At 32.2% G+C, this 19689-nt stretch carries 20 protein-coding genes and 3 pseudogenes; 21 read left to right on the top strand and 2 right to left on the bottom strand.

What is annotated here, in order from left to right:
* Positions 1-1235, top strand: a pseudogene (locus tag BB045_RS04485) (YSIRK signal domain/LPXTG anchor domain surface protein); the annotation flags it as partial.
* A 400-nt stretch (positions 1236-1635) separates the two neighbouring features.
* Positions 1636-4791, top strand: a complete 3156-nt coding sequence (locus BB045_RS04480) for a YSIRK-type signal peptide-containing protein (RefSeq protein ID WP_075140547.1) — start codon at positions 1636-1638, stop codon at positions 4789-4791.
* Between the two features lie 80 nt (positions 4792-4871).
* On the opposite strand, the gene BB045_RS04475 is transcribed toward BB045_RS04480, so the two are convergent.
* Both BB045_RS04475 and BB045_RS04470 read right to left on the bottom strand, forming a co-directional pair.
* Entirely contained in the window at positions 4872-5273 is a 402-nt protein-coding gene (locus BB045_RS04475) for a ribonuclease HI family protein (protein WP_037551461.1), read from the bottom strand.
* 118 nt (positions 5274-5391) lie between these two features.
* Positions 5392-6096 (bottom strand): queuosine precursor transporter, encoded by a 705-nt coding sequence (locus BB045_RS04470; RefSeq protein WP_053026685.1) that lies wholly within the window; start codon positions 6094-6096, stop codon positions 5392-5394.
* Positions 6097-6301: 205 nt separating this feature from the next.
* Here BB045_RS04470 and BB045_RS04465 point away from each other — a divergent pair, with 205 nt between their 5' ends.
* From BB045_RS04465 to BB045_RS04380, 19 genes and pseudogenes are all read left to right on the top strand, one after another.
* A complete protein-coding gene (locus tag BB045_RS04465; RefSeq protein ID WP_075140546.1) occupies positions 6302-6496 on the top strand; it encodes a zinc-finger domain-containing protein in 195 nt (64 codons plus the stop codon).
* Between the two features lie 12 nt (positions 6497-6508).
* Positions 6509-6760 carry a NifU N-terminal domain-containing protein gene (locus BB045_RS04460; RefSeq protein ID WP_070439964.1) on the top strand — a complete coding sequence of 84 codons (252 nt, stop codon included), beginning with the start codon at positions 6509-6511 and terminating at the stop codon, positions 6758-6760.
* Positions 6761-6784: 24 nt separating this feature from the next.
* Complete coding sequence (locus tag BB045_RS04455) at positions 6785-7897, top strand: conserved virulence factor C family protein (protein ID WP_070581368.1); 1113 nt, start codon at positions 6785-6787, stop codon at positions 7895-7897.
* Positions 7898-7933: 36 nt separating this feature from the next.
* Positions 7934-8368, top strand: a complete 435-nt coding sequence (gene brxA, locus BB045_RS04450; protein ID WP_075140545.1) for a bacilliredoxin BrxA — start codon at positions 7934-7936, stop codon at positions 8366-8368.
* Positions 8369-8604: 236 nt separating this feature from the next.
* On the top strand, positions 8605-9561 hold the full coding sequence (locus tag BB045_RS04445; RefSeq protein ID WP_070581370.1) for a thymidylate synthase: 957 nt from the start codon (positions 8605-8607) through the stop codon (positions 9559-9561).
* Positions 9562-9617: 56 nt separating this feature from the next.
* Complete coding sequence (locus tag BB045_RS04440) at positions 9618-10097, top strand: dihydrofolate reductase (RefSeq protein ID WP_070581371.1); 480 nt, start codon at positions 9618-9620, stop codon at positions 10095-10097.
* A 26-nt stretch (positions 10098-10123) separates the two neighbouring features.
* On the top strand, positions 10124-10969 hold the full coding sequence (locus BB045_RS04435; RefSeq protein ID WP_070439972.1) for a DegV family protein: 846 nt from the start codon (positions 10124-10126) through the stop codon (positions 10967-10969).
* A gap of 113 nt (positions 10970-11082) precedes the next feature.
* Complete coding sequence (gene msrA, locus BB045_RS04430; protein WP_011275777.1) at positions 11083-11610, top strand: peptide-methionine (S)-S-oxide reductase MsrA; 528 nt, start codon at positions 11083-11085, stop codon at positions 11608-11610.
* Entirely contained in the window at positions 11603-12031 is a 429-nt protein-coding gene (gene msrB, locus BB045_RS04425; RefSeq protein ID WP_037551444.1) for a peptide-methionine (R)-S-oxide reductase MsrB, read from the top strand. The genes msrA and msrB overlap by 8 nt, the downstream gene beginning before the upstream one ends.
* Positions 12032-12043: 12 nt before the next feature.
* Positions 12044-12544 (top strand): PTS sugar transporter subunit IIA, encoded by a 501-nt coding sequence (locus BB045_RS04420; protein WP_053017653.1) that lies wholly within the window; start codon positions 12044-12046, stop codon positions 12542-12544.
* The gene (locus BB045_RS04415) at positions 12544-12765 is read left to right on the top strand and encodes a YozE family protein (RefSeq protein WP_070439979.1); all 222 of its coding nucleotides are present in this window, start codon (positions 12544-12546) and stop codon (positions 12763-12765) included. The genes BB045_RS04420 and BB045_RS04415 overlap by 1 nt, the downstream gene beginning before the upstream one ends.
* 276 nt (positions 12766-13041) lie before the next feature.
* Positions 13042-14514 carry a S41 family peptidase gene (locus BB045_RS04410; RefSeq protein WP_075140544.1) on the top strand — a complete coding sequence of 491 codons (1473 nt, stop codon included), beginning with the start codon at positions 13042-13044 and terminating at the stop codon, positions 14512-14514.
* Positions 14515-14532: 18 nt separating this feature from the next.
* On the top strand, positions 14533-15036 hold the full coding sequence (locus BB045_RS04405) for a GNAT family N-acetyltransferase (protein ID WP_011275782.1): 504 nt from the start codon (positions 14533-14535) through the stop codon (positions 15034-15036).
* A gap of 18 nt (positions 15037-15054) precedes the next feature.
* Positions 15055-16122: an undecaprenyldiphospho-muramoylpentapeptide beta-N-acetylglucosaminyltransferase gene (locus tag BB045_RS04400; RefSeq protein ID WP_070581373.1), complete on the top strand. Its 1068-nt coding sequence runs from the start codon at positions 15055-15057 to the stop codon at positions 16120-16122.
* A gap of 18 nt (positions 16123-16140) precedes the next feature.
* Positions 16141-16764, top strand: coding sequence for a phosphatase PAP2 family protein (locus tag BB045_RS04395; RefSeq protein WP_070581374.1), 624 nt, complete (start codon positions 16141-16143; stop codon positions 16762-16764).
* A gap of 244 nt (positions 16765-17008) precedes the next feature.
* Positions 17009-17115, top strand: a pseudogene (locus BB045_RS12395) (hypothetical protein); the annotation flags it as partial.
* A 191-nt stretch (positions 17116-17306) separates the two neighbouring features.
* Positions 17307-17966: a response regulator transcription factor gene (locus BB045_RS04390; RefSeq protein ID WP_011275785.1), complete on the top strand. Its 660-nt coding sequence runs from the start codon at positions 17307-17309 to the stop codon at positions 17964-17966.
* Entirely contained in the window at positions 17963-19351 is a 1389-nt protein-coding gene (locus BB045_RS04385; RefSeq protein WP_075140543.1) for a HAMP domain-containing sensor histidine kinase, read from the top strand. The genes BB045_RS04390 and BB045_RS04385 overlap by 4 nt, the downstream gene beginning before the upstream one ends.
* A gap of 100 nt (positions 19352-19451) precedes the next feature.
* Positions 19452-19689: pseudogene (locus BB045_RS04380) on the top strand (ISL3 family transposase); the annotation flags it as partial.

Raw genomic sequence — 19689 nt, 5'->3', positions numbered from 1 at the left:
CAGGTACTACAGATAGTACTGGTCATGCGACAATTACACCAACGGTGCCTATTCCAGAAGGTAATGTCACTGTAAAAGCCACGGATAATGCTGAACATCCTAATAGTTCTACATCTGATCCGGTTAAAGCAACTGATACAACACCACCAACGGTTCCAACACTTGATACTGATTTAGTTGGTAAAGCCGGTACTCAAACACCGATTACGGTGACAACGGATTCGAATACTCATGTTGATTTACTAGACAAAGATGGCAATATTATTGGTTCGGGTACTACGGATGATACGGGGCATGTTACTATCACTCCGACAAAACCTATTCCTGAAGGTAATGTCACTGCCAAGGCAACTGATAATGCTGAACATCCTAATAGTTCTACATCTAATCCAGTTAAAGCAACTGATACAACACCACCAACGGTTCCAACACTTGATACTGATTTAGTTGGTAAAGCCGGTACTCAAACACCGATTACGGTGACAACGGATTCGAATACTCATGTTGATTTACTAGACAAAGATGGCAATATTATTGGTTCGGGTACTACGGATGATACGGGGCATGTTACTATCACTCCGACAAAACCTATTCCTGAAGGTAATGTCACTGCCAAGGCAACTGATAATGCGGAACATCCAAATAGTTCTACATCTAATCCAGTTAAGGCAACTGATACAACACCTCCAATGAAACCATCAGTTGTTGGTACTCTTGATGGAAAAGCAGGTACGAAAGATCCTGTTGAAGTTATAACCGATCCAAATACTAAAGTGGAATTACTGGATAAGGATGGTAATGTTATCGGTTCAGGTACTACAGATAGTACTGGTCATGCGACAATTACACCAACGGTGCCTATTCCAGAAGGTAATGTCACTGTAAAAGCCACGGATAATGCAGAACATCCGAATAGTTCTGTATCTAAGCCAGTAAAAGCTACTAAACCGACTGTAAAATCAGGTAAAAAAGCTAAACACTATAAAACAAAAATATCTAAGAACCATAATTCAAAAGAGTATAGAAACCAAAATTCAAATAAATCTAAAAATACAATACGTGGTGTAAAGAAAAATGAAACTAATGTAGATGGTATTTCTAAAAATAAAGTAAAAGATTTACCAAATACTGGTATAAAAGAAACAACAGATAATTCTTTACCTTATTTAGTTACACTACTAGGTAGCTTTGTTTTACTAATTGGTAGAAGAAAAGATAATAACAGAAATAAGTAATTCTAATATTTCTAATATATATGCTAATTAGAAAATCCACTGAGATCTTAAATGATTTCAGTGGATTTTTGATTTTCAAAAATTCATATATTTATATTAATTTAAAATTAAAGTATCTATTGAAAATATAATCATATCAATATAATTTGACGAAATATTTCAGAGACATTTATTAAAAACTTTACCCCGTTTAGAAACGAATTAAAATAAGAAGACTATTTTTAAATATCACAACATTTATTACAAAACGAATGATATAATAATATTATATAAATTAAATTTGATTTCTATATCTAGTATGATATTAAATTAATAGTTATGTGAAATGCGCTAAATTAAAATGTCATAAACAATAACTTTTATTAATTTCCACTAAAATAGTAAAGGAGAATATCGCACCATGAATCAACATAATCAATTACAAAAATTTAGCATTCGTAAATATGCAATCGGTACTTTTTCAACATTAGTAGCGACATTCGTATTTTTAGGGGTAAACAACGATGCACAAGCTAGCGAGCATTTAAATCTCACTCAACAACTTACGAATAACAATCAAGAAAGTATAATTAACGAAAGTACAAATACGTCAATTCAACATTTAGCCAATAATAACACAGGTCAAGTACAATCAAATCAAGTCAATAACACTAATAATAAAGTTAAATTAATTAAACAAACTAATAATGATTCTAGTGTATCAAATCATCCACAAAACATTCACATTAGAAAAAAAAGAGCTTCTAATTCAGATGAAACTGATTTCACTAGAGTAGTTACAGGAACAGTTGAAGATTCTTCTAATCCAGCAACAAACCCTTCATCACCAACGACAAATGATCAGCAAGCACCGCTTATTAAACCAACTTTTGTTACAAGTGTGGGCGATGCAGCTAATACGAAAAGACCAATTGAAATATTGACTTCACCTAATACTGAGGTAGCACTATTGGATAAAGATGGTGCAACAATGGGTACTGGTAGAACAAATGAAACGGGTCATGTCACTATTACTCCACAGCAGTGGATTCCCAAAGGTAATGTTTCGGCAAGAGCCACTCGTGGTACGGAAAGTGTTACATCAGATCCTGTGGAAGCGTTGAATATAGACCCTCAACATAGACCATTTGTAATCGAAGTTACAACTGATCCTTTTACAAGAATTGAATTAAGGGATAAATACAATAAACCTTTAGGGGCTTCAAGAACAAATGATAAAGGTCATGCTTACATTGTACCAACTAGACCTATTCCTGAAGGTAATGTAACAGCTGTAGCTACTGACGATAGTGGAAACTCATCTACTTCAGATCCTAAGAAAGCTACCGACACTACACCGCCTGATAAACCAATTATTCATACAAATTTAGTGGATAAAGTAGGTACAGTAACACCAATTGAAATTACTACTGACCCTGATACTAAAGTTGAATTATTTGATAAAGATAATAATTTATTAGGTAGTGGAATGACTGATCATACTGGACATATTACAATTACTCCAAATAGACCATTGGTTGAAGGACCATTAACGGCAAAAGCAACAGATGATGCGGAAACACCAAATAGCAGTTATTCAGACCCAGTAAATGTAACAGATTTAACACCACCAACTTCACCTAATCTAGAAACTGACCTAACTAGTAAAGCTGGTACTCAAACACCGATTACAGTTACAACAGATCCTGACACGGTTGTTGAATTGTTTGATAAAGATGGTAATAGTCTGGGATCTGGAACAACTGATTCTACTGGACACGTAACAATTAAACCTAATCGTCCGATTCCGGAAGGTGATGTAACCGCTAAAGCAACTGATAACGCAGAACATCCAAATAGTTCTACTTCTCAGCCTAAAAAAGCAACGGACACAACACCACCAATCATTCCAATTTTTAATACAGAGATAGGTGGCAAAGCTGGTACTCAAACGCCAATCACTGTTACGACTGATCCTAACACAACTGTTGAATTGTTTGATAAAGATGGTAATAGTTTAGGTTCTGGTGAAACAAATGGTTCTGGACAAGTGACAATCATACCGAATAAAGCAATTCCTGAAGGCAATATCACTGCTAAGGCGACTGACCATGCAGAACATCCTAATAGTTCTACCTCTGAACCAGTAAAAGCGACTGATACAACACCACCTACAAAACCATCTGTTGTGGGTAACTTGGGTGGTAAAGCCGGTAGTATTGATCCTGTGGAAGTAACTACTGATCCAAATACTAAAGTTGAACTTTTAGATAAAGATGGTAATGTGATTGGTTCTGGCATGACTGATAGTACTGGACGTGCGTTTATTACACCAACTAAACCTATTCCTGAAGGTAATGTCACTGCCAAGGCAACAGATAATGCGGAAGTACCTAACAGTTCAATTTCGGATCCAGTAAAAGCGACTGATACGACGCCACCGAATATACCAACATTTAATACAGACGTTTCTGATAAAGGTGGAACTCTAACACCAATTTCAATTACGACTGACCCCAATACTCATGTTGATATTATTGATAAGGATGGTAATATCATTGGTTCTGGCATTACAGACGGTCAAGGGCACGTAACAATAACGCCAAATCTTCCAATCCCTGAAGGAAATATTTACGTAAAAGCGACTGACAATGCAGCACAACCAAATAGTTCGGTTTCTAAACCTGTTAACGTTATCGATATAACACCGCCAATAAAACCAACAGTTCCTGGCGGATTAGTAGGTAAAGCCAATACACAGGATCCTATTGAAGTTGTAACAGATCCAAATACGCATATAGAAATATTCGATAAAGATGGACAACTCATTGGTACAGGTGACACGGACCTAAATGGTCATGCTTTTATTACACCTACAAAACCAATTTCTGAGGGTAATGTAACGATTAAAGCTACAGATCATACTGAACATCCAAATAGCTCAACATCTGATCCAATCGAAGCTACAGACACAACGCCACCTTCTGTACCTAAAGTGAATACAGGTCTTAACGGAAAAGCAAATACTTATACACCGGTTTCAGTATCAACTGACCCTAACACTAAAGTGGAATTATTAGACAAAGATTTCCATGTTATTGGCTCTGGCGTTACAGATGAAAAAGGTAATGCGATAATTACACCAACAAAGCTAATTCCTGAAGGCAATGTTTATGTAAAAGCAACTGACAATGCAGCACAACCAAATAGTTCTTTATCTAAACCAGTTAAAGCAACATTAGCAGACAATGATAGAGCAGATAAAAATGGTCGTCGTACTCACAATACAATTCAAAAAGATTCAAAACACAATAGTGGAAATACAGGTGATCAAGGTGATAATTTGAATGGCTATAATCAAAATGGTAATAATCAAAATTATCACAACAATTACAATCATAATCAAAATTATCACAACAATTACAATCATAATCAAAATGATAGAAATCAAAATACTGTAGGCTCTTTACCTAACACTGGTTACAACAATAGTGAATCATCAACTGCATTCTTAATGACTTCACTATTAAGTGGGATCGCATTATTATTAAGAAGATTTAAAAAAGAAGAGAAGTAATGGCTTTTTTACTTAACTAAAAAACACCCCCTCTATTTAATTTCAAATTAAATAGAGGGGTGTAATGTATTAAACTAATGTTAATTTTTCTTTTTAGTTAGTTTAAACAATGCTTGTTGCGCCATATGATTTGCTTCTTTATTTTGTTCTCTAGGTACCCATTTTACAAACACCAATTCAAAACTTTTTTCAAGTATTTCCAAATTCTCATAATATGGTTTAAATCGTGCGTTTTTTACAAATCCTTGATTAACACTATCTTCAATTAATTTTGAATCAGTATATAATAAAGCATTAACAACATTCAGTTCACGAGCATGTTCAAGTGCATGAATAAGGGCAGCCCATTCCGCGCTGTGATTATCTAGTTCCCCTAAGTCGTGCGTATATACATACTTTTCATCATTCTCTTTGATAACTATTCCGCATGCACTTCGCCCAGGATTACCTCTGGTAGCTGCATCAAAGTAAATTTTTGCCATATAAATTTAACACCTTTTTAATTTTTATAATTTCACTATTCTTATCGTATTACAAAATAAGAAAATAGGGAATGGCATAGATTTCATTAAGAAATCATTTCCATTCCCATAATATTCTTTAATATCCCTTATCTAGTTTATGAATTTGACCTTTACGATACATAGATTTAGCTATATAACCGAATGGTACATTAAATATAGTAGAAATAAGTTTTAATAAATAAGTTGTAATGAATATTTCGAATACAACCATATTTGGTAAAGTTCCTGCAAACGCAATTGTGACAAACAGTGCTGTGTCAATAATTGAACTTAACATGGTACTACCATAAGCACGAATGATAAATGTTTTATCTGAGCTAAATACTTTTTTAATTGCGGAGAAAATAAATACATCAACGTGTTGTCCAATAATATACGCAATAATTGAACCTAATGCAATTCTTGGCACTAAATCAAATATTGTTGATAAAGATTTTTGAGCCATATCCTCAGGTGCCGGTATAAAATGTAGTGACATTTGCATAACAATAATCATAACCAATGTAGAAGAAAATCCTAACCATACAGCTCTTTTCGCAACTTTGCGACCATAAATGTCATTAAGTATATCTGTAGCTAAATAAATAGACGCAAACATGACATTACCCAAAGTAGCAGAAATACCAAAAATATGAACTGTTTTGATTACTTGAATATTAGCAATAATTGTACCAATTGCTACCCAAGCAATTAAGCCTTGTTTGCCAAAACATCGAAACATTATAACCATTAATATAAATGTAACAAGAAATGTTGTTACACCGAAAATTTCATTATACATAAATATCCTCCTAAATTTTGATGATGCGGGTGTTTAGAAACCGCAAAAAACAACTTAATTATTTTATAGTAATTACTACATAAATGCAATAAGACTTACCGTTTTCATCAACACTTATTATTTATTAAATCGATTATTTCAAAATAAATACAAATTAAGTTATACTTATTCCATGCTTATATTAAGACAATACTGTATTTAAGGAGTGACTGTTATACTTACACATTCCGAACAAGAAGCAATTGATAAAATTGATGAATTAATGAATACCTATTGTGAAAAATGTTTACTAAAAACACATATCAGAAAGACGGAAGGTAAGACACAAGCACACCATTTTTGTATATCTGAGTGTTCGATAGGTAAACAAATCAAACAATTAGGTAATGAACTTCAATAGGAGGTAAGGACTATGCAAATTGTTTCAATTGAAGAAACACCAAATCATAACACTATGAAAATTAACCTAAGTGAAAAAAGAGAAGATAACAAATCTAATACATTTACTTCTGCACAAGAAGGACAACCTGATTTCATAAATAAACTGTTCGAGATTGAGGGTGTAAAATCAATATTCTATGTTATGGATTTTATTTCTGTCGATAAAGAAGATAATGCAGATTGGAATAATATTCTTCCTCAAATTCAATATACTTTTGAATAAATATTTACAAGGGGACATGCACTTATGGAAATATTAAGAGTAGAGCCGACACCAAGCCCTAATACTATGAAAATCGTATTATCTAACAAAAGGGAAGATAATAAATCTAATACATTCACATACATAGAAGAACAACAACCACAATTTATTAATGATTTATTAGCAATTGACGGTGTCAAATCTATATTTTATGTGATGGACTTCTTAGCTATTGATAAAGAGCCTAAATCCGATTGGGAAGTGGTCTTACCTCAAATCACTTCAACTTTAAATAGTGAGTCATTTATAGATTCATCACAAAAGCTTGATGAACACTATGGAGAGATTAAAGCTGAAGCACTTATGTTTAAAGGTATTCCATATCAAATTAAACTCACTACGACTTCAGATGAAAATCGTAAGCAGTTGCCGGACTATTTTGTTGAGAGTATGTTAAAAGCTCAAAAAGATGGAGACAATGTTGTGTTTTTACGTAAATGGCAAGATTTGGGAGTTAGATACGGTGATTTAGAAGAAGTTATGAATGAAGTGTACGAAGAAATCATTGCTTTATATCCATCTGAAAAGTTAGCATCTCTAGTTCAAACTGCATTAGAAACTGATATTGTTATTCCGCAACAACAATATCACCATGTAACTTTAAATGAATATAAAGAGGCTACTGATTGGAAAGATAAATTAAGAATGTTAAAAGAATTTCCAACACCTACATTTCAAAATATTGACTTATTAGATGAAGCTTTACAAGAAGATAAAGCACCCCTAAGACGACAAGCTATAGTATTAATAGGCATGATTGAAGATAAAGAAATTCTTCCATACTTATATAAAGGCTTGCATGATAAGAGTCCAGCTGTTAGACGCACTGCTGGAGATTGCTTAAGTGATTTAGGTTTTAAAGAGGCTCTGCCTGAAATGGAAAAAGCCTTAAATGATCCGCAAAAAATTGTACGCTGGAGAGCTGCTATGTTTCTATTTGATGAAGGCGGACCTGAACAATTACCTAGCCTAAAGTCACACGCTAATGATCCTGCTTATGAGGTCAAACTTCAAATTGAGATGGCAATTTCTAGAATTGAAAATGGTAATGAGGCACTAGGTTCTGTATGGAAACAAATAGCTAATCGAAATAAATAATTATGTTAAAGTAAAATTAAATTAGGAGTGAAAATTATGAATCCTTATGAACAATATATGCAAGAATTAGCACAACAAATGAGAGCTGAACTCACTGAAAATGGTTTTGAAAGTTTAGAAACAAGTGAAGATGTATCAAATTATATGAAAAATGTTAACGAAGAAGATACAACATTTGTAGTAATTAACTCTACATGTGGTTGTGCTGCTGGCTTAGCCAGACCTGCAGCTGTTGCCGTAGCAAAGCAAAATGACAAAAAACCAACAAATAAAATCACTGTATTTGCTGGACAGGATAAAGAAGCAACTCAAGCGATGCGAGAGTACATCCAACAAGTTCCATCAAGTCCATCCTACGCTTTATTTAAAGGAACAGAATTAAAACATTTTATCCCTAGGGAATATATCGAAGGTCGTGACATTCAAGATATCTGTATGGATATTAAAGATGCATTTGACGAAAACTGTTAAGCAGTATAATTTTAAATAATTTGAGTCATCCTTATTAAAGAATACACTCAGAGTTACTATTGTAATCCTAAATTAAGGGTATAAACTTGAATTGAATAAATAAGGACTCACTTTTCAATCCCAAATATAAAATTAAAAACTAATTTTATATTTGGGATTTTTTTATTTTAATTTTATAAATACGCATTATCTAGTATAATATTCAGTAATATAAACAATTCTAGGAGATGAGCAAAATGTTAAATTCCTTTGATTCAGCTTATCATGCTTTATGCGAAGAAATATTAGAAATTGGTAATCAACGGGATGATCGTACTCATACCGGTACTATTTCTAAATTTGGTCATCAGTTACGATTTGATTTATCTAAGGGTTTCCCATTACTTACAACAAAAAAAGTATCTTTCAAACTTATCGCTACAGAATTATTATGGTTTATTAAAGGCGATACAAATATACAATACTTACTAAAATATAATAATAATATTTGGAATGAGTGGGCCTTCGAAAAATATGTGCAATCTAATGATTATCATGGTCCTGATATGACCAATTTTGGTCATAGAGCACTACAAGATGATAATTTTAATGAACTGTATAAAGAAGAAATGTCTAAATTCAAACAACACATTTTAAATGATAACTCATTTGCAAAAAAATACGGAGATTTAGGTAATGTATATGGTAAACAATGGAGAGATTGGGTAGATAAAGAAGGTAACCACTTTGATCAACTTAAAACAGTTATTGAACAAATTAAAAATAGTCCAAATTCTCGCCGACATATTGTCTCAGCATGGAATCCAACAGAAATAGATAGCATGGCTTTGCCACCATGTCATACTATGTTCCAATTTTATGTTCAAGATGGCAGATTAAGTTGTCAATTGTATCAACGAAGTGCAGATATTTTCTTAGGTGTACCATTTAATATTGCTAGCTATGCATTATTAACACATTTAATAGCAAAAGAATGTGATCTTGAAGTTGGAGAATTTGTGCATACTTTTGGTGACGCACATATTTACTCTAATCATATTGAAGCAATAAAAACACAATTGTCTAGAAACAGTTTTGATCCGCCAACTTTAAAAATTAATTCAAATGCATCCATTTTCGATATCAATTACGAAGATTTAGAATTAATTGGATATAACTCACACCCTGCAATTAAGGCACCTATTGCAGTATAATAGGCTGAAATTTTGCGGTTATTAATATAAACAATTTTTTCATACGGAGGGGAAATATGACTTTATCAATTTTAGTAGCACATGATGAACAACGCGTTATTGGATATAATAATGATTTACCGTGGCATTTACCTAATGATTTGAAACATGTTAAAAAATTATCAACTGGAAATACACTAGTGATGGGGAGAAGAACATTTGAGTCAATTGGTAAACCGCTTCCTAACAGAAGAAATGTAGTGTTAACGAGTGACACAACGTTTAACGTTGATGGTGTAGATGTGATTCATTCTATAGATGATATTTACAAATTAGAAGGTCACATTTTCATCTTTGGTGGTCAATCATTATTTGAAGAAATGATTGATAAAGTAGATGATATGTACATTACTGTTGTTGATGGTAAACATCAGGGCGATACATTTTTCCCACCTTATACTTTTGAAAAATGGGAAGTAGAGTCATCGGTAGACGGAGAGTTAGATGAGAAAAATACAATTCCACATACGTTTTTACATTTAGTACGTAAACATTAAATTAAATTGATATACCGGAGGCACTTATGACTAAACAAATTATCGTGACGGATTCTACATCAGATTTATCACATGAATATCTAAAACAAAATAATATACACGTAGTACCTTTAAGCTTAACGATTGACGGAAAATCATTTGTTGATCAAATAGATATTACATCTGAGGCTTATATTCAACGAATTGAGGAAGATGCCGACGTAAAAACAAGCCAACCACCAATCGGGAAATTTATTGAACTATACGAAGAACTTGGTAAAGAGGATGTTGAAATCTTTAGTATCCATATGTCATCAGGTCTAAGCGGTACATACCAAACTGCTTTGCAAGCCAGTGATATGGTTGACACTAAAGTAACCGTAATTGATTCCAAATCTATTTCATTCGGACTCGGCTACCAAATCCAACGACTTGTTGAATTAATTAATACGAATCTTTCGTCTAATCAAATCGTAGACAAACTCAAAGAATTACAAAAGAACACTAAACTCTTTGTTGTAATTGGACAATTAAATCAATTAATTAAAGGTGGGCGCATAAGTAAGACAAAAGGTTTTATTGGTAATATAATGAAAATTAAACCCGTCGGCACTTTAGAAGATGGATATTTAGAAATCGTACATAATGCACGTACACAAAATTCTAGTATTCAATATCTAAAAAAAGAAATTTCAGAATTTATCGATAAAAATAAAATTAAATCGATTGGTGTTGCTCACGCAAACGTTCTTGACTTTGTTAACAAGCTCAAGTTGCAATTTGATGAGGTATTCGGCCAACAGAAATATGATGTTAATGTAACGACACCAGTTATTTCAACTCATACTGGTCAAGGAGCAATCGGCTTGGTTGTTGTTCGTGAATCAAATTAATCTCATTGTTTACTTCCTATTGTTCTTTTAATAAAATTCATCAATGTGAGTAGATTACTTTAAATAATAGTATTTATATCGTAAATTTAAATAATGACAGAGGAGGTAGTAATATGGCATATGCAACTTTAGCTGGAGGATGTTTCTGGTGTATGGTTAAGCCTTTTACATCATATCCCGGTATTGAAGAGGTAGTATCTGGATATAGTGGAGGTCATGTTGAAAATCCAACGTATGAACAAGTTTGTACTAATCAAACTGGACATAGGGAAGCTGTTCAAATTCAGTTCAACTCAGACATTACGTCCTTTGAAAATATCTTAGATGTATATTTTAAAACTTTTGACCCTACAGACGGCGGTGGTCAATTCTTTGATAGAGGAGAAAGCTATGAACCGGCTATCTTTTATCATGATGAAGAGCAAAAGAAAGCAGCTGAACTTAAAATACAACAATTAAATGAAGAAGGTATTTTTAAAAAACCTGTTATAACGCCAATTCTTCCATACAAAAACTTTTATCCTGCTGAAGACTATCATCAAGATTATTACAAGAAAAACCCTGCTCATTATGAGCAATATCAACGTGGATCAGGAAGAAAATCATTTATCGAAACACATTGGGGGTCTCAAAATGATTAAAAAAGCTAAAAATGAATTAAATGAAATGGAATATTTAGTTACTCAAGAAAATGGTACTGAACCTCCATTTCAAAATGAATATTGGAATCATTTTGATAAGGGTATTTATGTAGATAAAATTTCGGGCAAACCATTGTTTACTTCTGAGGAAAAGTTTGAATCTAATTGTGGTTGGCCAAGTTTCTCTAAATCAATTGATGATAATGAAATCATTGAACTCGTAGACAAAACATTTGGTATGATTAGAACAGAAGTTAGATCGGAAGATGCTAACAGTCATTTAGGTCATGTATTCAACGATGGTCCGAAAGAAAGTGGTGGACTACGTTATTGTATTAATTCCGCAGCGATTCAATTTATCCCTTATGATAAGTTAGAAGAACTTGGATATGGAGATTTAATTCCGCATTTTGAAAAATAGGAGTGACTAATTATGTTTAAAAAATTATTTGGTAAAGGTAAAGAAGTTAATAAAGAAATTGAAATCTATGCACCACTAACTGGCGAATATATTAATATTGAGGATATTCCAGATCCAGTATTTGCACAAAAAATGATGGGCGAAGGCTTTGGTATTAACCCAACTGAAGGAGAAGTTGTTTCTCCAATTGAAGGTAAAGTTGACAATGTATTTCCAACTAAACACGCAATAGGACTTAAAGCAGATAATGGTTTAGAAATATTAGTTCATATTGGTTTAGACACTGTTCAATTAGATGGTCAAGGTTTCGAAATCTTAGTAAGTAGTGGCGACACTGTTCAAGTTGGTGATCCATTACTTAAATTTGATCTAGAATATATTAGAAATAATGCGAAAGATGTTATTTCACCAATTATTATTACAAATTCAGATCAAACTGAATCAATTCACGTTAATGATGTTAAAGCAGTCATTAAAGGTGAAACTAAAATTGTTGATGTGACAATGAGCTAATGAAAGAACATTCATTCTATCAATTTGCTCTAACGGTTAGAGGGCGTAAAGATAGCAAGGGAGAATTAGCTGAAGAAATATTTAATGATTTGTCTTTTCCAAAACATGAAAAAGATTTCAATCAATTGTCTGACTATATTGAAATGCAAAGCGACATATCAGTACCCATGTCAGTGTTTGATGATTTATATGAAGAGTATACAGAATGGTTAAAATTCTGACTTACTCAGTAATGTGATTAGCACATGTATCATATTAAAATTGCATTAAAAATTTCATAACAGCTAGCTAAATGAGAAGTATATCAAGCCTTTCTCAATTCTAGTCATCTTTTCGGGGGTGGAACGAATTCATTATGAATTCTGTCCCACTCCTTTTGTGCTTTTTATTCAACTTAATTCTTAAAAGTTGCGTTTGTGTCTAAGTAACGACATACTTATATTATCTTTTTAGATGAAATTATAAATTCATAAGATGTTATATGAGGAAGTGGTTTTATGAGTCAACATTCTGAGGAAAAACAAAGTAGTATAGACTCCAAACATAAAAATGAAACATCTTCTAATAAAAGAATCAATTTTAAAACTTGGCAAATTATAGTACTTTTATTAGGAGTTATCATTATTACAGCTGGTATTACAGTTGCTGCTACAATTGGTATCAGTCACAAAATAAGTGGATTAACTAAAGATGAACGTCAAGAAATTAAAAAAATTGAATATGCTTATAAGACACTGAATAATGATTACTACAAAAAACAAAATGCTAGTAAATTATCTGAGGCTGCTATAGATGGCATGGTTAAAGAACTTAAAGATCCTTATTCAGATTATATGACTAAAGATGAAACGAAAAGCTTTAATGAAGATGTTTCAGGCGACTTTGTAGGTATTGGTGCAGAAATGCAAAAAAAAGATAAACAAATTATGATTACAAGTCCAATGAAAGATTCTCCTGCTGAAAAAGCCGGTATCCAACCAAAAGATGTTGTTACTAAAGTGGATGGAAAATCCGTAGTAGGCAAACCTTTAGAGCAAGTAGTAAAATTAGTACGTGGTAAAGAGGGAACAATGGTCAAACTAACAATAAAACGTGGTTCTCAAGAAAAAGAAATTAAAATTAAACGTGGTAAAATCCATGTAAAAAGCGTGGAATATAAGAAGAAAGACAACATTGGAGTATTTACTATAAACAAATTCCAAGATAATACTGCAGGCGAACTTAAATCTGCTATTATTAAAGCTCATAAAGACGGTGTTCGTAATATAGTATTAGATTTAAGAAATAATCCTGGTGGTCTACTTGATGAAGCCGTAAAAATGGCTAATATCTTTATAGATAAAGATCAGACAGTTGTAAAACTTGAAAAAGGCGATGACACAGAATCAATCAAAACGTCAAATGACGCTTCTAAAGAAGCTAAAGACATGAAAGTTAGTATCTTAGTAAATGAAGGTTCTGCCAGTGCATCAGAAGTATTTACTGGTGCAATGAGAGACCACAAAAAAGCTAAAGTTTACGGTTCAAAAACTTTTGGTAAGGGAATAGTACAGACAACTCGTGAATTTAAAGATGGCTCATTATTGAAATATACACAAATGAAATGGTTAACACCTGATGGTCATTATATTCATGGGAAAGGTATACAACCTGATACAAAAATAGCTTCACCTAAATATCAATCTATCAGTGTCATTCCAACTGATAAATCTTATTCTGTTGGTGACAATACAAAATACGTGAAATCTATCAAAATCGGTTTAGATGCATTAGGCTACGACGTTAACAATGATTCTAAACAATTTGATACAAATTTGGAATCAGCTATTAAAAAATTCCAATCAGAACATGAATTATCATTAAATGGTAAATTCGATAAAAACACTAATGAGAAATTTACACAGTTATTAGTTGAAAAAGCTAATAAAGAAGATAAAGTTTTAGATGAATTAATTAATAAACTAAAATAAAGAGGTGTGTCAAAAACAATGATAAGACTAGGTAATATGCAAGATATTTCACAAATAGAAACTTTAGTTGAAGAAGCCAAAAAATTAATGAAAGAATTTAATAATAATCAATGGGATGATAAATATCCAGTTACAGAACACTTTGAAGAAGACATCAATACCGAAACACTATATGTGTTGGAAGAAAATGACACAATTTATGGCTTTATCGTGGTCGACCAACAACAATCAGAATGGTATGATGAGTTAGAATGGCCAATCGATCGTGAAGGTGCCTATGTCATTCATAGACTTGCTGGATCACAACAGTATAAAGGAGCAGCTACTGAGTTATTTGATTTCGCAGTTAAGTTAGCTGAAGAACATAATATCCATGTTCTTTTAACTGATACTTTTGCTCTAAATAAGCCAGCACAAGGACTCTTTGAAAAATTTGGTTTCATAAAAGTCGGTGAAGCAGAAATTGACTATCATCCATTTGATAGAGGCGCACCATTCTACGCATATTATAAAAACATTTAAGAATAGAGGTTAATTACTATGTCTAAAATAGCATTTACCGGTGGCGGTACTGTTGGACATGTATCGGTCAATTTAAGTTTAATTCCAACAGCTACTGATAAAGGGCACGACGCATTTTATATTGGTTCTAAAACAGGTATAGAACGTGAAATGATTGAATCACAATTACCTAACATTAAATATTATCCAATATCTAGCGGTAAATTACGTCGATATCTATCAGTTGATAATGCGAAAGACGTATTTAAAGTTTTAAAAGGTGTTATTGATGCACGCAAAGTATTAAAAAGAGAGAAACCAGATCTATTATTTTCTAAGGGAGGATTTGTTTCAGTTCCCGTAGTAATAGCTGCACGCTCACTAAACATTCCAACAATTATACATGAATCGGATTTAACACCAGGCTTAGCTAATAAAATTTCACTGAAATTTGCTAAAAAAATCTATACAACTTTTGAAGATACATTAAAATATTTACCTAAAGATAAAGCAGACTTCGTTGGCGCTACCATTCGACAAGACTTAAAAGAAGGTAATCAATCACGTGGTTACCAGTTAACAGGTTTCGATGCCTCAAAAAAAGTATTACTCGTCATGGGTGGTAGCTTAGGTAGTAAAAAGCTTAATCAAGCTATACGTGAAAATTTAGAAGCATTACTTCAAGACTATCAAATTATTCATTTAACAGGTCATGGACTAGTTGATTCTAGTATTGATGCTAAAGGCTATGTTCAGTATGAATTTGTTAAAGAAGAGTTAACAGATTTATTAGCTGTTACAGATACTGTAGTTAGCCGTGCAGGATCTAATGCTATTTATGAATTTTTAACATTGCGTATTCCTATGTTATTAATACCTTTAGGACTTGACCAATCACGTGGTGATCAAATTGATAATGCTGAGAATTTTGAATCTAAAGGGTACGGTAGAACCATCCCTGAAGATCAACTTACACAGGTTAAATTATTAGAACAACTTAAAGAAATTGAAAATGATCGAGAGTCAATCATTAAACAAATGCAGACTTACACAGAAAGTTATACGAAAGAAGATCTATTTAATAAAATTTTAAAGGACGCTCTATAAACTCAGGAGGTGCAGACAATGAATCGTACGAAACGTATTACTTTGCTAATCGTTTTTACCTTAATATTTGGTATCATTGCATCCTTCCATGAGTCTAGACTGGGTAAATGGATTGATACTGAAGTATATGAATTTATTTATTCATCTGAAAGTTTCATCACTACTTCTATCCTCTTGGGTGCCACTAAACTAGGAGAAGTATGGGCAATGGTCTGTCTATCTTTAATGTTAGTCGCATATTTAATGTTAAAACGCTTTAAAATCGAAGCGCTATTCTTTGTGATTGTTATGTCTCTTTCAAGTATATTAAATCCATTACTGAAGAATATTTTTGACCGAGAGCGTCCAACATTATTACGGTTAATTGATATATCTGGATTTAGCTTTCCTAGTGGCCATGCTATGGGGTCAACATCATTCTTTGGTAGTGCGATGTTCATAGCAAGTAGAAAAGCATCAGGTAATAATAAAGGAATTATTATAGGATTATGCGCATTATTTATTCTTCTGATTTCTATTTCAAGAGTATATTTAGGTGTGCATTATCCTACAGATGTCATTGCTGGTATAATTGGCGGTGCTTTTTGTATTGTTCTATCAACATTAATACTTAAAAATCATTTATATCCAACAACTACGTAAAATATATCGAGATACATTCTTAAAACGCGAGAATGTATCTCGATTTTTTTAAGGATTAAATATAAGCTATTTGAATTGGTAGATACTCAAAAGATTTAATCAAATCAGAATAACTAAATAAACTAAATAAAAAAAGCAATGAACCTCGGCATTAGATTCACTGCTTTTTATTAAAACGTTTAAAGTAAGTTTGAAACTTTAACGTTAGTCTTTTACGGGCATATAAAAGGGGAATAACTTGAAAATGACCAATCCTTTAAGAACGAAATATATGTGGGGGGAATTGTCTTATTCGGTATTGATAATCATTTTCAAATATTATTATACATCATTGATAATCATTGTCAATTATAATTGCGAAAAATTCTCATTTAAATTTGATTATATCATTACAATTTAAATCCATTCTCTAATTTCAGTCTTTACTGTGATAAAATATAGCTTATATTATAAGAATATGCATTCGAAAACGCATCATTGATTTAACTCATTTTAGTTATTTAAAATATGATTAATACATAATAAAAGAGGTAAAAATAATAATGACTAATATACTTATTGTAGAAGATGAACAAAATTTAGCCCGCTTCTTAGAACTAGAACTAACTCATGATAATTATAGTGTAGATATAGAATATGAAGGACAAGCAGGGCTCGATAAAGCATTAAGTAATAATTACGATTTAATTATATTAGATTTAATGTTACCAAATATAAATGGCTTAGAAATATGTCGCCGTGTCAGACAAGAACAATCAACGCCTATCATTATTATTACGGCTAAAAGCGATACATATGACAAAGTGACCGGTTTAGATTACGGTGCTGACGATTATATTGTAAAACCCTTTGAAATTGAAGAACTATTTGCACGCATTCGTGCAGTACTCCGTCGTCAACCTCAAAAGGATATCATTGATATCAATGGCATTAAAATAGACGTCGATGCTTTTAATGTCACAATTAATGGAGAACAGTTAGATTTCACTAAAACTGAATATGACTTACTATATTTATTAGCAACCAACAGAAACCGTGTACTACAAAGAGAACAAATCTTAGATCATGTTTGGGGCTATGACAGTGAAGTTGAGACGAATGTCGTAGATGTTTATATTCGATATTTACGCAACAAACTTAAACCTTATGGTAAAGATAAAACGATTGAAACCGTTCGTGGTGTTGGGTACGTGATTAGATGATTAAAAAGGGTACTTTAAAATATAAGTGGATGATGATTACAACGTTAATCATGTTTAGCACAATTATTCTTTTCTGTCTTGTTATAATCTTCTTTTTAAAAGATACCTTAAGAGACGGTGAGATTGATGAGGCTGAACACAGTTCAAATGATATCGTTAATTTAGTAGAATCACGATCTATGAATAATATTACTACATTAGATTTGACTGCTATGTTGGAGAATTTTGAAGAAGCCATCATTTACGATCGAAATGGTAAACAATTAATGCAATCCTCAAATGAAAATATGATTAATTTTAAACCTGATATTGATTTTGTTGATCCTGAAACGATTCAAATTTCAAAGCATAATGGAATCCCTTACTTAATTATTACAGAACCAATACATAGTGGACGTTTTGAAGGCTATAGTGTTTTAATTCACTCCCTTGAAGGATATAACAATGTCGTTCGTTCTCTATATTTTGTAGCCATTGCATTTGGTTTGTTGGCAACTTTCATTATGGCGGGTATTAGTTATATTTTTTCAACGCAATTAACTAAGCCACTCGTAACCATGTCGAACAAGATGATTCAAATACGACGAGATGGATTTCAAAATAAACTTGAACTCAAGACGAACTATGAAGAAACAGATAATTTAATCGATACCTTTAATGATATGATGTACCAAATTGAGGAATCATTTAACCAACAGCGTCAATTTGTTGAAGATGCTTCTCACGAGTTACGCACGCCGCTACAAATCATTCAAGGTCATTTAAATTTAATTCAACGTTGGGGTAAAAAAGACCCAGCTGTACTTGAAGAGTCTCTTAATATTTCATTAGAGGAAATGAATCGAATAACGAAGTTGGTTGAAGAATTATTATTATTGACTAAAGACAAAGTTAATATTCAGTCATTAGAATTTGAAGAAGTAAATATTAACGAAGAAATTCGTTCACGTATTAAATCTTTAAAACAATTACATCCAGATTATCAATTTAAAACGCATCTATCAAAGAAACCATTAACATTACAGATTAATCGCCATCAATTTGAACAGCTATTACTTATTTTTATTGATAATGCAATGAAGTATGACAAAGATAATAAGCAAATCGAGATAGCTACTCAATTAAGAAACAAACAAATTAGTATTGAAATTACAGACCATGGTCTTGGTATTCCTAAAGAAGATCAGGAGTTTATTTTTGATCGTTTTTATAGAGTTGATAAATCCCGCGCAAGAAGTCAGGGTGGCAATGGCTTAGGGCTTGCAATTGCTGAGAAGATAGTACAACAATATGGTGGATATATAACTGTTGACAGCGAAGTAAACCAATATACAACGTTTAAAATTATATTTAAAGGCTCTATAATAAATTGGACTGATGACTAAAAACCATCAGTCCAATTTTTATGTTTGAATACAAAAATGGCGCAATTACCTCTATAATTATTAGTTACCACACAAAATAAAAAAGAAAGGTAATGCGCCTATGTGTAAGTCTATATTAAATACATTAAGAATTAAAGATAAAAATCTAAATTTTTCAGATGAAGTGATTGAGAAAAAGCACAAAGGACGAATGAGCTTATTTTACTATGCTGAGCTCACTTATCAACCTACACATTGTGAAAATTGTTCAACTAAAAATGAAAATTTCTCTATAGTAAAAAATGGTAAGAAAACCTCAACGATTACTTTACTTAAAATTATGGAAATGCCCGCTTATT

Source organism: Staphylococcus sp. MB377 (assembly GCF_001922505.1).
GTDB classification, from domain to species: Bacteria; Bacillota; Bacilli; order Staphylococcales; family Staphylococcaceae; genus Staphylococcus; species Staphylococcus haemolyticus.
This window is presented reverse-complemented; position numbering and strand designations above follow the sequence as displayed.

Bases quoted from the DNA above. Each gene is read 5' to 3' on its own strand.
- BB045_RS04480 (WP_075140547.1), top strand. From the start codon at position 1,636: ATGAATCAACATAATCAATTACAAAAATTTAGCATTCGTAAATATGCA.
- BB045_RS04475 (WP_037551461.1), bottom strand. From the start codon at position 5,273: ATGGCAAAAATTTACTTTGATGCAGCTACCAGAGGTAATCCTGGGCGA.
- BB045_RS04470 (WP_053026685.1), bottom strand. From the start codon at position 6,096: ATGTATAATGAAATTTTCGGTGTAACAACATTTCTTGTTACATTTATA.
- BB045_RS04460 (WP_070439964.1), top strand. From the start codon at position 6,509: ATGCAAATTGTTTCAATTGAAGAAACACCAAATCATAACACTATGAAA.
- BB045_RS04455 (WP_070581368.1), top strand. From the start codon at position 6,785: ATGGAAATATTAAGAGTAGAGCCGACACCAAGCCCTAATACTATGAAA.
- brxA (WP_075140545.1), top strand. From the start codon at position 7,934: ATGAATCCTTATGAACAATATATGCAAGAATTAGCACAACAAATGAGA.
- BB045_RS04445 (WP_070581370.1), top strand. From the start codon at position 8,605: ATGTTAAATTCCTTTGATTCAGCTTATCATGCTTTATGCGAAGAAATA.
- BB045_RS04440 (WP_070581371.1), top strand. From the start codon at position 9,618: ATGACTTTATCAATTTTAGTAGCACATGATGAACAACGCGTTATTGGA.
- BB045_RS04435 (WP_070439972.1), top strand. From the start codon at position 10,124: ATGACTAAACAAATTATCGTGACGGATTCTACATCAGATTTATCACAT.
- msrA (WP_011275777.1), top strand. From the start codon at position 11,083: ATGGCATATGCAACTTTAGCTGGAGGATGTTTCTGGTGTATGGTTAAG.
- msrB (WP_037551444.1), top strand. From the start codon at position 11,603: ATGATTAAAAAAGCTAAAAATGAATTAAATGAAATGGAATATTTAGTT.
- BB045_RS04420 (WP_053017653.1), top strand. From the start codon at position 12,044: ATGTTTAAAAAATTATTTGGTAAAGGTAAAGAAGTTAATAAAGAAATT.
- BB045_RS04415 (WP_070439979.1), top strand. From the start codon at position 12,544: ATGAAAGAACATTCATTCTATCAATTTGCTCTAACGGTTAGAGGGCGT.
- BB045_RS04410 (WP_075140544.1), top strand. From the start codon at position 13,042: ATGAGTCAACATTCTGAGGAAAAACAAAGTAGTATAGACTCCAAACAT.
- BB045_RS04405 (WP_011275782.1), top strand. From the start codon at position 14,533: ATGATAAGACTAGGTAATATGCAAGATATTTCACAAATAGAAACTTTA.
- BB045_RS04400 (WP_070581373.1), top strand. From the start codon at position 15,055: ATGTCTAAAATAGCATTTACCGGTGGCGGTACTGTTGGACATGTATCG.
- BB045_RS04395 (WP_070581374.1), top strand. From the start codon at position 16,141: ATGAATCGTACGAAACGTATTACTTTGCTAATCGTTTTTACCTTAATA.
- BB045_RS04390 (WP_011275785.1), top strand. From the start codon at position 17,307: ATGACTAATATACTTATTGTAGAAGATGAACAAAATTTAGCCCGCTTC.
- BB045_RS04385 (WP_075140543.1), top strand. From the start codon at position 17,963: ATGATTAAAAAGGGTACTTTAAAATATAAGTGGATGATGATTACAACG.